The sequence below is a fragment of the Chryseobacterium sp. CBo1 genome (assembly GCF_001693475.1).
In the GTDB taxonomy this organism is placed as follows: domain Bacteria; phylum Bacteroidota; class Bacteroidia; order Flavobacteriales; family Weeksellaceae; genus Chryseobacterium; species Chryseobacterium formosense.
The window spans coordinates 106,868-121,923 of the sequence record NZ_MAUH01000071.1; the positions used below are offsets into that span (position 1 = coordinate 106,868).

Annotated in this window: 6 protein-coding genes and 1 CRISPR repeat array; of the genes, 4 read left to right on the forward strand and 2 right to left on the reverse strand. The window is 34.4% G+C overall.

What is annotated here, in order from left to right:
* Positions 1-2: 2 nt before the first annotated feature.
* Both cas1 and cas2 read left to right on the forward strand, forming a co-directional pair.
* Positions 3-896 carry a type II CRISPR-associated endonuclease Cas1 gene (cas1, locus tag BA768_RS20660; RefSeq protein ID WP_065722270.1) on the forward strand — a complete coding sequence of 298 codons (894 nt, stop codon included), beginning with the start codon at positions 3-5 and terminating at the stop codon, positions 894-896.
* Entirely contained in the window at positions 893-1,231 is a 339-nt protein-coding gene (cas2, locus tag BA768_RS20665) for a CRISPR-associated endonuclease Cas2 (protein WP_034678328.1), read from the forward strand. Before cas1 ends, cas2 begins: the two co-directional genes overlap by 4 nt.
* Positions 1,232-1,288: 57 nt before the next feature.
* Positions 1,289-6,340: a CRISPR direct-repeat array (repeat unit 47 nt; unit sequence GTTGTGTAATATCTCAAAGATACTCAAAAATGAAAGCAATTCACAAC).
* A 35-nt stretch (positions 6,341-6,375) separates the two neighbouring features.
* Here cas2 and BA768_RS21390 read toward each other — a convergent pair.
* Entirely contained in the window at positions 6,376-8,787 is a 2,412-nt protein-coding gene (locus tag BA768_RS21390) for a hypothetical protein (RefSeq protein ID WP_065722271.1), read from the reverse strand.
* Positions 8,788-9,131: 344 nt separating this feature from the next.
* Here BA768_RS21390 and typA point away from each other — a divergent pair, with 344 nt between their 5' ends.
* On the forward strand, positions 9,132-10,940 hold the full coding sequence (gene typA, locus BA768_RS20675) for a translational GTPase TypA (RefSeq protein ID WP_065722272.1): 1,809 nt from the start codon (positions 9,132-9,134) through the stop codon (positions 10,938-10,940).
* 181 nt (positions 10,941-11,121) lie between these two features.
* Entirely contained in the window at positions 11,122-12,726 is a 1,605-nt protein-coding gene (locus BA768_RS20680; protein ID WP_065722273.1) for a glycoside hydrolase family 10 protein, read from the forward strand.
* 65 nt (positions 12,727-12,791) lie between these two features.
* Here the strand turns inward: BA768_RS20680 and metG are convergent, their stop codons facing one another.
* Positions 12,792-14,828, reverse strand: coding sequence for a methionine--tRNA ligase (gene metG, locus BA768_RS20685; RefSeq protein WP_065722274.1), 2,037 nt, complete (start codon positions 14,826-14,828; stop codon positions 12,792-12,794).
* Between the last annotated feature and the right edge of the window lie 228 nt (positions 14,829-15,056).

The window sequence follows — 15,056 nt, forward strand, 5'->3', positions numbered from 1 at the left end:
TTATGATTACCCGCTCCATCTACATCGGCAATCCCGCTTATCTCAAACTCAAAGACGAGCAAATGTGCATTATGGAACCTTCCTCAAACGAGATGAAAGGAAAGGTTCCTGTGGAAGATTTGGGTTTGCTGATGTTAGATCATTTTCAGATTACCATTTCACATCAGCTCATTCAAAAAATGATGGGAAATAATGTGGTTGTGGTCAGTTGTGACAATCATCATTTGCCACACGGAATGATGTTACCGCTTTATGGCCATACTGAACATTCTGATAGGGTAAAAGATCAATTGGAAGCCAGTGAACCTTTGAAAAAACAACTTTGGAAACAAACCATCGAATGCAAAATTGAAAATCAGAAAGAAGTATTAAGAAGATTAGGAAACTATTACGAACCGATGATTGATTATCAAAACAACGTTAAAAGTGGAGATATTACTAATATGGAAGGTATTGCAGCCCAACATTACTGGAAATACCTCATTAGCCTCGATTTTCTGAGACAGCGTTTTGGAGATTCTCCCAATCAGTTTTTTAATTTCGGTTACTCCGTTCTCAGAAGTATTGTAGCGAGAGCAATTGTTGAGACAGGATTGCTTCCAGTACTCGGAATTTTCCATAAAAACAAATATAATCCTTATTGTCTCGCAGATGATTTGATGGAACCTTATCGACCATTTGTAGATTTGTTGGTAATGGATTGGTTGACAAAGAATCCAAATATTGAGGAACTGACGAAAGAATTCAAATCACACATCCTGCAAATCGCGACTAAAGATGTATTGATAGAAAGTAAAACAAGACCGTTGTTGGTAGCAGTAAAAACAACGGCTACTTCACTTTACAAATGTTACACAGGAGAAAAACGACTGATTTCTTATCCCGAACTGATATGAACGCCGAAAGGTTTAATGCGTACCGAATTATGTGGGTTTTAGTATTATATGATTTGCCGACAGAAACTAAAGCCAATATGAAAGATGCCAATCGCTTTCGTAAATCTTTGTTGGATGATGGTTTTACTTTATTTCAGTTTTCAATGTATGTTCGGCATTGTCCAAGCCGTGAAAATGCTGAGGTTCATATTAAAAGAGTCAAGTTTATGCTTCCTAAAGCTGGTAAAGTTGCCATTATGTGCATTACGGATAAGCAATTTGGGGATATTGAAATTTTCTTTGCCAGGAATAAAGAAGAACCGCCACCGACCTTCCAACAACTTGAATTATTCTAAATTTTGAATCCTAAATAAATGAAAAATCCGTTGATTATCAACGGATTAAATTTTGAGGTTGTGTAATATCTCAAAGATACTCAAAAATGAAAGCAATTCACAACATGCCTATGGTCGCTCCTGTTATGCATGAAGTTGTGTAATATCTCAAAGATACTCAAAAATGAAAGCAATTCACAACTATTAGTGAGACATTACAAACAAGTGCATCGTTGTGTAATATCTCAAAGATACTCAAAAATGAAAGCAATTCACAACACAAAGATAGTAATATTTTTGAAGACACCAGTTGTGTAATATCTCAAAGATACTCAAAAATGAAAGCAATTCACAACACACAAGACAGCCTGGTCTTAATTCTCAAAGTTGTGTAATATCTCAAAGATACTCAAAAATGAAAGCAATTCACAACAGTTATGTTATTATGAATATTTTAGAGATCGTTGTGTAATATCTCAAAGATACTCAAAAATGAAAGCAATTCACAACACACAAGACAGCCTGGTCTTAATTCTCAAAGTTGTGTAATATCTCAAAGATACTCAAAAATGAAAGCAATTCACAACACGATTACATGGGTGCAAAAATTAACGGAGGTTGTGTAATATCTCAAAGATACTCAAAAATGAAAGCAATTCACAACGATAAACGTGTCTGAGCTTTAAAAGTAAAGGTTGTGTAATATCTCAAAGATACTCAAAAATGAAAGCAATTCACAACTAGAAATATGGTAGGTATTAAATCTCTTCAGTTGTGTAATATCTCAAAGATACTCAAAAATGAAAGCAATTCACAACTTTGTAGAGTAATTAAAACATATAACGTTAGTTGTGTAATATCTCAAAGATACTCAAAAATGAAAGCAATTCACAACTAAAATGTAATCTAAATCAATAGAGGTAAGGTTGTGTAATATCTCAAAGATACTCAAAAATGAAAGCAATTCACAACATATAATTTATTTAATCTTTAAAACTTAAAGTTGTGTAATATCTCAAAGATACTCAAAAATGAAAGCAATTCACAACGATATTTTAGTTAAACTGTGAACGGCTCTAGTTGTGTAATATCTCAAAGATACTCAAAAATGAAAGCAATTCACAACCTTTGATGCTATCCCCAAACTCATCATTAGGTTGTGTAATATCTCAAAGATACTCAAAAATGAAAGCAATTCACAACGCTGACCTAGGTACAGAGTATTTACCTACGGTTGTGTAATATCTCAAAGATACTCAAAAATGAAAGCAATTCACAACCTATATTATTTACTCTACAAAAAGATTTAAGTTGTGTAATATCTCAAAGATACTCAAAAATGAAAGCAATTCACAACTACTTTAAAACTCTATTATCTGCCATCATAGTTGTGTAATATCTCAAAGATACTCAAAAATGAAAGCAATTCACAACACTTTTTTACGGGCTTTCATTTTCAGGAGCGTTGTGTAATATCTCAAAGATACTCAAAAATGAAAGCAATTCACAACGTAGATCTCTGCCATCTTAGCATCTGAGGTGTTGTGTAATATCTCAAAGATACTCAAAAATGAAAGCAATTCACAACTGCACATCTGTATCAAATGCTAATCCTGCTGTTGTGTAATATCTCAAAGATACTCAAAAATGAAAGCAATTCACAACCCCTTTAAGTTATCTAAACTTCTTTGTCCTGTTGTGTAATATCTCAAAGATACTCAAAAATGAAAGCAATTCACAACTATCCTGCTCTTTCCATCCCATTCTAGTGAGTTGTGTAATATCTCAAAGATACTCAAAAATGAAAGCAATTCACAACGTTGGCAAATTCTTTGTTGAGAAATTGATAGTTGTGTAATATCTCAAAGATACTCAAAAATGAAAGCAATTCACAACATCTCCATAACTTTCAGAACCTCCTTTCGTGTTGTGTAATATCTCAAAGATACTCAAAAATGAAAGCAATTCACAACACTCCAATCACTTACAACGTGGAAATACCAGTTGTGTAATATCTCAAAGATACTCAAAAATGAAAGCAATTCACAACGTTATTGTGTTACAAATGTATAAAAATAAAGTTGTGTAATATCTCAAAGATACTCAAAAATGAAAGCAATTCACAACCCGGAGCCGGTTCGGGTCCTAATGGCGGTGGTTGTGTAATATCTCAAAGATACTCAAAAATGAAAGCAATTCACAACCAGTGTTGATGTTGCCTTCATGGTAGCTTAGTTGTGTAATATCTCAAAGATACTCAAAAATGAAAGCAATTCACAACACGTTTATACTTAATCTAAGTTTAGACATAGTTGTGTAATATCTCAAAGATACTCAAAAATGAAAGCAATTCACAACAATATTTGTAAGCGGATAATTGCAGTTTTGGTTGTGTAATATCTCAAAGATACTCAAAAATGAAAGCAATTCACAACCCTCTACTTTTTACGCAATGATGCACAGCAGTTGTGTAATATCTCAAAGATACTCAAAAATGAAAGCAATTCACAACTGATAGTTATTACTAAAGCGTTTCCTACCAGTTGTGTAATATCTCAAAGATACTCAAAAATGAAAGCAATTCACAACTGATGCGGGAGCGTTATATTCTAAAGCATTGTTGTGTAATATCTCAAAGATACTCAAAAATGAAAGCAATTCACAACTCTACAGCTACCAATTGTAAATTTCTTTCTGTTGTGTAATATCTCAAAGATACTCAAAAATGAAAGCAATTCACAACTTAATCCGTCTATGATTGTAAGAAGAAATAGTTGTGTAATATCTCAAAGATACTCAAAAATGAAAGCAATTCACAACTCGGTCTAATTTATCTACTTTTTCTAAGACGTTGTGTAATATCTCAAAGATACTCAAAAATGAAAGCAATTCACAACGCAACAATTTCCCAGTCCAACCTTACGTCTGTTGTGTAATATCTCAAAGATACTCAAAAATGAAAGCAATTCACAACGGTTTTTTTCACATTTTTATTTTTATTTTAGTTGTGTAATATCTCAAAGATACTCAAAAATGAAAGCAATTCACAACTGTGTGTTTGTATGTATAGATATGATTATAGTTGTGTAATATCTCAAAGATACTCAAAAATGAAAGCAATTCACAACAGCCCTGATATGCTCTACTACCTCATCCTGGTTGTGTAATATCTCAAAGATACTCAAAAATGAAAGCAATTCACAACTCTCCTGCAAGGCTTTATAAGCCTCGGTATGTTGTGTAATATCTCAAAGATACTCAAAAATGAAAGCAATTCACAACTGCCTACTCTAAACGTTTTCGGCTTCCCGGGTTGTGTAATATCTCAAAGATACTCAAAAATGAAAGCAATTCACAACGGTTTTAACTTCGGAATTCGCATCTTTTCGGTTGTGTAATATCTCAAAGATACTCAAAAATGAAAGCAATTCACAACTATCGAAGATGTCAAAGGTGTTGCAACAAAGTTGTGTAATATCTCAAAGATACTCAAAAATGAAAGCAATTCACAACTTCTTATCAGAGCTTGAGTTTTTGAATCCGGTTGTGTAATATCTCAAAGATACTCAAAAATGAAAGCAATTCACAACTTGACAATTTCACAAAAATACAATGGCGTGGTTGTGTAATATCTCAAAGATACTCAAAAATGAAAGCAATTCACAACGAATTTTACTTCTGATATTGATTATTTATTGTTGTGTAATATCTCAAAGATACTCAAAAATGAAAGCAATTCACAACTCCAACTCATACGGCAAGTAAGCCGAATATGTTGTGTAATATCTCAAAGATACTCAAAAATGAAAGCAATTCACAACTTCCTATTTGTTCGGTTTTCATATTAATAGGTTGTGTAATATCTCAAAGATACTCAAAAATGAAAGCAATTCACAACAGGGTGAATCATTATAGCTCCATTGAACGGGTTGTGTAATATCTCAAAGATACTCAAAAATGAAAGCAATTCACAACGACGAAGTAGTAGCAGAGTTGCCAAAAGACGTTGTGTAATATCTCAAAGATACTCAAAAATGAAAGCAATTCACAACACTTTTTTACGGGCTTTCATTTTCAGGAGCGTTGTGTAATATCTCAAAGATACTCAAAAATGAAAGCAATTCACAACTTTGCAGAGTAATCTTACAGACAAAAAATAGTTGTGTAATATCTCAAAGATACTCAAAAATGAAAGCAATTCACAACCTTTAGGAGCCTATCTCAGATATGATATGTGTTGTGTAATATCTCAAAGATACTCAAAAATGAAAGCAATTCACAACTTAGTCGAAGTTAATCACAAAGGACTTACTGTTGTGTAATATCTCAAAGATACTCAAAAATGAAAGCAATTCACAACTGAGAGCAAAGGCTGCCAAAACTTCTATTAGTTGTGTAATATCTCAAAGATACTCAAAAATGAAAGCAATTCACAACTTGAGGTCATCCCAATCACAAACGAGCATAGTTGTGTAATATCTCAAAGATACTCAAAAATGAAAGCAATTCACAACTGTAACCGGGGCGAATCCTATTAACTTATGGTTGTGTAATATCTCAAAGATACTCAAAAATGAAAGCAATTCACAACATGTCGGAGTACTACCGCGAAATGTTCGAGGTTGTGTAATATCTCAAAGATACTCAAAAATGAAAGCAATTCACAACTATAAACTTAAGGTAGTTGACGTTGGTACGGTTGTGTAATATCTCAAAGATACTCAAAAATGAAAGCAATTCACAACTGTGAATATCACAACCCATAACTTTTATTTGTTGTGTAATATCTCAAAGATACTCAAAAATGAAAGCAATTCACAACTATTTCGAGTTAGTTCCTAAAGTCGATGTTGTTGTGTAATATCTCAAAGATACTCAAAAATGAAAGCAATTCACAACGAAATGGAGTGGCTGAAGCCGTGACTGCTGGTTGTGTAATATCTCAAAGATACTCAAAAATGAAAGCAATTCACAACAGCGATATTTCCATAAATGTAGATCCTTCGGTTGTGTAATATCTCAAAGATACTCAAAAATGAAAGCAATTCACAACTATTTGTATCAACAAACAACATAACAACGGGTTGTGTAATATCTCAAAGATACTCAAAAATGAAAGCATCTTAAATTCACAAAATGATTGGCAATATTTCATGCGTTGATCATCAAGGCATCAATTTATCATAATAAACCGGTATATATTTTTCAGCATCGAATCCCATAATCATAAATCGGTATTTTTTCGCTGAATCATTATTGTAAAAGTTAATTATGGCAGGAGCGGATTCATCAATTTCAAGAGTAGGATTCCAGAACAATACAGGTCGGTAATCGGTACTGATTTTTGAGAGCTCAGAATTACCATAATCGGAATCAGGATATTTCTCAGATTCATTATAACCTTCCATCACGAAAAAATTTAAATCGACCATCGTAGAAAGTTTATTTTCAATGGGACTCTGGGTATCTCCACGCTTAGTGTAAATTAGCACACCGCCATTTCCGCCGCCGCTCATCCCAAGACCACCATCTTTTATGATTTTAACCATAGCAATATTGGCAACAGCTATTCCGTTGAGAGAACTAGCATCCACTAACATTTCATCCAGATAAATGTTTGCTTTGCTTTGTCTAATGTAAGGAGTTGGATTTCCGTTTTCATTGTTAATTGTTAATCCTGCAACACGTCCCTGAAGCCATTGTAAAATATTCGGTGAACTTGCTGCAGACTGATTATCATTTACAAAGTCAAAAACTACTTCATTCATGCTTTTATAAAGCGGACTGCTGAGTTTTTTGTTGAGATCTTCCGTAAGATTTTTTCTTTTGGCTTTTAGTTTTACCTCTTCAATATTGATGATTTTCTCGTCATATTCTTTTTTAGACTTTTTCGCCTCAATGATTTTTGTCAATTCGGCGGGCTGAGAAGTTTCTGATGTTGTATTTCTTTCCACAAGTTCAAATCCTTCTACTTCAGGTAAATCTTTTTTCAAAGGGATAAATGTATTAAGTGGATTTACAAATACGTTCGTTCTGCTTTTCAACGAAGCATTTGCGCCGTTTAGCTGATAAGTGACTTTTATTGGTTTTTCAAAAATCATATTGTCAAAGAAAAACTCGCCGTTGCTGTCTGTTTCTGCCTGAAGAATTTCGCGGTCAGATTTGTTGCCTTCCACAAACATAATAAGGGTTTGCTGTGGAGCAGGTTTTGCATTGATGGTAACTTTTCCCCTGTAAGAAATATATTTTGATGAATTATTAATAATTTCAGGATATTTCCCAGATATGATCTCTTTCCAGTCAAACATTTTCCACTGTTCGGAAATCAAAAGCGCATCCAAAGCTTCCGGGTTCATCTTGTTGGAAAAATATTGTGCGGGACGATCAATTTTAGATTTAATGACGCTGGTAAGCCACAAAGAACTCAAAAAGTTTTCGTCCTGTAATGATTTTTTATATTCAGGATCAAATACAGCTACAGAATAATTCGGAACATCTTTTAAAGGTTTAACATCGAAAGAATTCAAAGCTCTTTTTTCGGTACTCAATTTTTCAGGCTTTACTTCGGGAGCGGCAATATGTAAATTTTGTGGCATCACAAAGCACATTCTGCTTACTAAAGGATTTTCTTTATCGTCAAAAACTGTGATTTGCAAAACGCTATTGATAAGCTGATCTGTTGGTATAGACTGGAATGCATCTTTCAGCTGGTTTACTTTAGCCTTATAAACAACCTGTTCCCCAATATTTGCAATTACTGTAAGGTAAGGATACGCTTCTCCGGAGTTTTTTATTTTGTATTTAATATTGTCTTTTTCACTGATTACCTGAAGGCTTACCCCTTTTTCTGAAGCTTTGGGAAGTGTTGCGGATTTCTGTAATCCATTGTTGTCGGTCACAACAGCTTCGTAAATTTTGTCTTTTTCAGGTGTAAATGAGAAAACACCGACATTTCCGTCTAATCCTTTGAAGGTTGTAATTTTCTTTTCAGGATGATCTTTTTCAATAACATAACCTTCCCACTGAGAAGGTGGAATACCTTTACTGTGAAGTCTTACAGCAATTTTGGATGGGTTGCCCTGTATAAAGGTATTTGCTTCCGGGTGTAATGTTACAGACCACAATGAGGTTTTATCTTTTATCAGTTTTTTCGTTGAAGACGGATTGTAAACCGGAATTTGTTTCAGATATTGAAATTCTTCACTCAGATTACTCATCATCGGAGTATAAGCTCGTACAAAATAGATGTCTTCATTAAGGTTTTCCGGAAGTTGAAAGCTGCCCTGAACAGAGCCATTGAAAACTGGAAATCTCTTTCTTAAAACCTGCTTTTTATTTCGGTCGTACAGCTCAATAAAGAAATTTGTTGAAATGTCTGATATGCTGAAGTTTCTGAGAACCATTGCATTAAACCAGACTGTTTCTCCCGAAAGATACAAATCTTTATCAGTGAGTACATAAATATTCTCCTGTGAGAAGTTTTCGTTTAAATATTGAAGAGCCTTATCGGCAGATTGTTGTGAATAAACATGGCTATAAGAAGCCAGAGCAAAACAGAATATAATTATTCTTTTCATGATCTACGGCATTATGAGTGCGCAAATTAGTGAAAAAGAGGTTACCAATATTCAATTTTATGATTAAATAACACTTTCGTTTTTAATTTACATATGATTTATAGTAAACAGCTGTTATTACATTATAAGTTTCCATAAGAATTGATTTAATTATTTAAGTTTTAATAAATTGAGAATAGGATAAACTCTCAATAAACTAAAGTATTTTTATCTTAAATTAATGATTTTCAAATTCAGACAATTCCGTTGAAGGCAAATCTCTCATTATGAATTTGTTAATTAATTAATATTGATGATGGTTAATTCATTAAAAATCATTAATTTTGCACCCGTAAAAATCATTCATGCAAAACATTAGAAATATTGCGATTATCGCACACGTTGACCACGGTAAAACGACTTTGGTTGATAAGATTATTCATGCTACAAACATTTTCAGAGAAAATCAGGAAAGTGGAGAATTAATAATGGATAACAACGATCTTGAAAGAGAAAGAGGAATTACCATTTTATCAAAAAATATTTCTGTTACTTATAAAGATACAAAAATTAACGTTATCGATACTCCTGGTCACGCCGATTTTGGTGGGGAAGTAGAAAGGGTATTGAAAATGGCAGACGGTGTTATCTTGTTGGTAGATGCGTTCGAAGGACCTATGCCGCAGACAAGATTCGTACTTCAAAAAGCTTTAGAATTAGGTCTTAGACCTTTGGTTGTCATCAATAAAGTTGATAAGCCAAACTGTCGTCCTGATGAAGTTCACGATCAGGTATTTGATTTGTTCTTCAACCTTGAAGCTACTGAAGAGCAGTTGGATTTCCCAACATTCTACGGATCTTCAAAACAAGGATGGTTCAATACTTCATTAGAGCAGACTGACAATATTATGCCATTATTGGATGGTATTTTACAATACGTTCCTGAACCGAAAGTAACTGAAGGAAATCTTCAGATGCAGATTACTTCATTAGATTTCTCTTCTTTCTTAGGAAGAATTGCAATCGGGAAAGTAACGAGAGGTGAGCTTAAAGAATCTCAGTGGATCGGTCTTGCTCAGGCAGACGGAAAAGTTGTGAAAGGAAAAGTAAAAGAATTGTACGTTTTCGAAGGTTTAGGAAAGAAAAAAGTAACTGAAGTTCAGGCAGGTGATATCTGTGCTGTAGTAGGTTTCGATGCTTTCCAGATCGGAGATTCTTTCGTAGATCTTGAGAACCCAGAACCATTGGAGAGAACGGCTATTGATGAGCCTACTCTGAACATGACTTTCTCAATCAACAATTCACCTTTCTTCGGTAAAGACGGTAAATATGTTACATCAAACCACCTGAAAGAAAGACTTTACAAAGAATTAGAGAAAAACTTGGCACTAAGAGTTCAGCAGACTGATGATGCCAACACATTCCTGGTATTCGGTAGAGGTATTCTTCACTTGTCGGTTCTTATTGAAACAATGAGAAGAGAAGGTTATGAAATGACGATCGGACAGCCACAAGTTATCTTGAGAGAAGATGAAAACGGACAAAAATTAGAGCCTTATGAATCTTTGGTTGTAGACGTTCCTGAAGAATTTGCTTCTAGAGTTATCGATTTGGCCACTCAGAGAAAAGGAGATCTTCACATCATGGAAACTAAGGGAGAAATGCAGCATATGGAATTCGAAATTCCTTCGAGAGGTTTGATCGGATTGCGTTCTCAAATGTTGACTGCTACTGCTGGTGAAGCTATCATGGCACACCGTTTCACAGAATACAAGCCTTTCAAAGGTGCGATTCCTGGAAGAAGTAATGGCGTATTGATTTCTAAAACTCAAGGTCCTGCAACTGAATATTCTATTGCTAAATTACAGGATAGAGGTAAGTTCTATGTTGATCCGGGCGAGGAAATCTATGCAGGGATGGTTATCGGTGAGCAAAACAAGCCGGGAGATTTGGTTGTAAACATTGTTGAAGCAAAACAGTTGAATAACATGAGAGCTTCAGGGAAAGATAAAGATACAGGTGTTGCACCAAAAATCTTATTCTCTCTTGAAGAATGTATGGAATATATTCAGGCTGATGAAGCAATCGAGGTAACTCCGAATTTCATCCGTATGAGAAAGAAATTACTTTCTGAAGAAGAAAGAAAAAGAGTAGAAAGAGGAGCGAAAGCTTAATTTTTAACTCTAATATTATATCTAAAGCCTCGATTTTTCGGGGCTTTTTTTATTAGCCACAATTTTCAACTGGTATTTATTTTCGTTTTAACTAAATTTTACAGTATGAGATTTCCGAAATTACCTTTATATCATTAGTTTTGTCTTTTAGCAACTTTGAAATTCTTTCTTAGAATAAAATATGAAAATCACTAAAATAAAATTAATCTGTATACTAGGTTTGTTCGCTTCTTTCACTACATCATGTGCTGTAAGAGAAAATGCTCCAAAAAACAAGTCTGGAAAAACGACAAACAATTCAAAAAGTACGGTTAAAAAACCAGATCCGAAATCTGTTCCGCCAATTGCATCAATACCTGTTGAAGAAGATTTTAAAGTAAATCTTCCGGCGATTAACCGCGAATTTCGCGGAGTCTGGATTGCGAGTGTTGCCAATATCAACTGGCCATCAAGAAATAATCTTTCTGTAGAGCAACAAAAAGCGGAAGCGATCAATATGTTGAATATGCTTCAGGAAAATAATTTTAATGCGGTAATTTTTCAGGTTCGACCTTCTGCAGATGCATTGTACACCAGTGAATTAGAACCATGGTCGTATTTTTTAACAGGAAAAACAGGTGAACCGCCATATCCGAATTACGACCCTTTACAATTCTGGATTGAAGAATCTCATAAAAGAGGTCTGGAACTTCATGTTTGGTTAAATCCTTACAGAGCGCATCATTCTAACGGTGGAGCAGTAACCAGTCAATCGATGGTGAGTAAGCTTTCTGATATTACGATCAGATTAAAAAACGGGATGTACTGGTTTGATCCTGCAGATCCGAAAACTCAGGGGCACGTTTCGAATGTTGTAAAAGATATTGTGAAAAGGTATGATATCGACGCAGTACATTTTGATGATTATTTTTATCCTTATGCAACCTACAACAGAGGTGCAGATTTCCCAGATCACAAAACTTGGGCAGCTTACCAAAGTTCAGGCGGAACATTATCGAGAGGAGATTGGAGAAGAGATAATGTGAATAAATTTGTTGAAAGAATTTACAAGGAAATCCATGCAGAGAAAAATCATGTGAAATTCGGGATCAGTCCGTTCGGAATCTGGAAACCCGGTTATCCTGAAGGAATTGTCGGTTCTTCACAATATGACGAATTGTTTGCTGATGCTAAATTATGGTTAAATAAGGGCTGGGTTGATTATTTTTCACCGCAATTGTACTGGCCGATTGATTCAAAAGGACAGGGTTTTGCATCTTTATTAAACTGGTGGAAATCTGAAAACACAATGAACCGTCATCTTTGGCCCGGATTAAATACGGTTGAAATAAAAACTTCTGACCGACCAACCGAAATTAAAAATCAGGTTGAGCTTTCCAGACAAATCTTAAATAATGATGCTGGAGAAATTCATTGGAGCATTGCAGGCTTGACAAAAAATTCAAACATGCTTCCAGCTTTAAAAAACGGACCGTACAAGGAAAAAGCTTTAACTCCAAAAAGCCCATGGATAAAAACAATCCCTTTGGAAAAACCAACTTTATTTACCAACGATAATATGAATTTTGTACAAACCAATTGGAGTACAAAAAATATAGGAAATGTTTTTCAATGGGTCCTTTTCACTCAATATAACGGAATTTGGGAAACCGAAATTCTGACTTTAGAAAAGCTTTCTAAAGAAATCCCTAAATTTAAAGATGGGAAAACTTTGAATGCAATTGCAATTAAAGCGATAGATCGTTTGGGAAATGAGAGTGATTATATGGCGAAGAAAATTAAATAAAGAGATATTCAAAAATAAAAAACGACGCAAATTTTGCGTCGTTTTTATATTTAAAATATTGAAGATTATCCTATCTCAATACCGTTCTCAACATTGCTGTCATCAGGCGTTACGAAAGATAATTTTCCGTCAGGTTTTGTTGTCAAAAGCAACATTCCCTGAGATTCAATTCCTCTGATTTTTCTTGGAGCAAGATTTAATAAAATCATCACCTGCTTTCCGATTACTTCTTCAGCGGTAAAGCTTTCTGCAATTCCCGAAACAACTGTTCTTACATCAACACCTGTGTCAACAGTCAGTTTTAATAATTTATCTGCTTTTTCTACTTTTTCAGCTTCAAGAATGGTTGCTGTTCTCAAGTCGATTTTTGTGAAATCATCAAACTGTATTTCGTCTTTCATTGGGTTGGCGTTAGGATTTGTTTTTTTATTGCTTTGTTTTGTATTTTCTAATTTCTGGATTTGAAAATCAATCACATCGTCTTCAATTTTAGAGAAAAGAAGAGATGATTCATTAATTTTATGACCCGTTTCAATTAAGAAAGATTTCGTTTCAACATCACTCCAGTTCAATTTTTGAACATTAAACATATTCAATAATTTCTCAGAACTGAAAGGCATAAATGGCTCACACAACTGTGCTAAAGCAACTGCAATCTGAGCTCCAACAAATAATGACTGTGCAGCCTTTTCAGGATTATCTTTAATGGTTTTCCAAGGTTCTTCAGCCTGAAGATACTGGTTTCCAAAACGTGCTAAATTCATTAAAGCTGTTAAAGAATTTCTGAATTCATAATTTTCTAAGAATCCTGAAATTTCTTTTGCTGATTTATTGATTTCCTGTAGTTCCGGAGCATTAACGTCACCTTGAGGAACAATTCCATCATAATATTTATGAATTAAAACCGCAACTCTGTTGATAAAGTTCCCAAAAATTCCAACCAATTCCGAATTATTTTTGGTCTGGAAATCCTTCCATGTAAAATTGTTATCCTTGGTTTCTGGAGCTGAAGAAAGCAATGCGTAACGCAAAACATCCTGCTGTCCCGGGAATTCTTCCACATATTCGTGTGCCCAGACTGCCCAGTTTCTTGAAGTTGAAATTTTATCGTTTTCAAGATTTAAAAATTCAAAAGCGGGAACGTTTTTCGGCATTTTGAAATCTCCGTGAGCCTTCATCATCGCCGGGAAAATAATACAGTGGAACACAATATTATCTTTTCCGATAAAATGAACTAAATCAGATTCTTCGCTTTGCCAGTAATCTTTCCAGTCTTTTCCGTTTTTCTCAGCCCATTCTTTGGTGAAAGAAATATATCCAATCGGTGCATCAAACCAAACATACAAAACTTTTCCTTCAGCATTTGGAAGCGGAACTGGAACACCCCAGTTAAGATCTCTGGTCATTGCACGAGGCTTTAAACCGTCAGTCAACCAAGATTTTACCTGTCCGTAAACATTGGGTTTCCAGTCGTCTTTGTGACCTTCAATAATCCATTCGTTTAAGAAATCTTCATATTCGTTTAATGGTAAATACCAGTTTTTAGTCTCTTTTAAAATAGGAACATTTCCGCTCAACATTGATTTTGGATTGATCAGTTCAGACGGAGAAAGGGTAGAACCACATCTCTCACATTGATCTCCGTAAGCGTTTTCGTTTCCACAATTCGGACAAGTTCCAACGATGTAACGGTCTGCTAAAAATTCATTAGCCTGTTCGTCAAAATACTGCTCAGACATTTCCTCTGTGAACTTTCCTTTTTCGTAAAGCACTTTAAAGAAATCCTGACTTGTTTCTCGATGATTAGCCGATGTCGTTCTTGAATATTCATCAAAAGAAATTCCCAAATCTGAGAACGATTTTTTGATGATTTCATGATATTTATCGACGATATCCTGTGGTGTAACTCCTTCTTTTTTAGCTCTTATGGTGATAGGAATTCCGTGCTCATCTGATCCACAGATAAAAGCAACATCTTTTCCCGATCTTCTCTGAAATCTTGCGTAAACATCTGCAGGAATGTAAACTCCCGCCAAATGCCCAATATGAACCGGTCCGTTTGCGTAAGGCAAAGCCGCCGTAATCATCTTTCTGTTTGACATTTATAGTATAGTTTTAAGTCTGCAAAGATAAAGATAATCTACCAAAATTCCTGAATTAGCTTAGTGTAATGTCTTTAATATATTTTTAAATATACTTTATTTACAATTAAAGCCTTTGTATTTCTTTATTAAACGAAGTGGCTTTGTTTTCTATAAAAAATAATTTTTTTAGAAAAAGACTTTGTTTAGCCTTGCGATAATTTTAAACGCAAAGCAAAACAAAGAGAA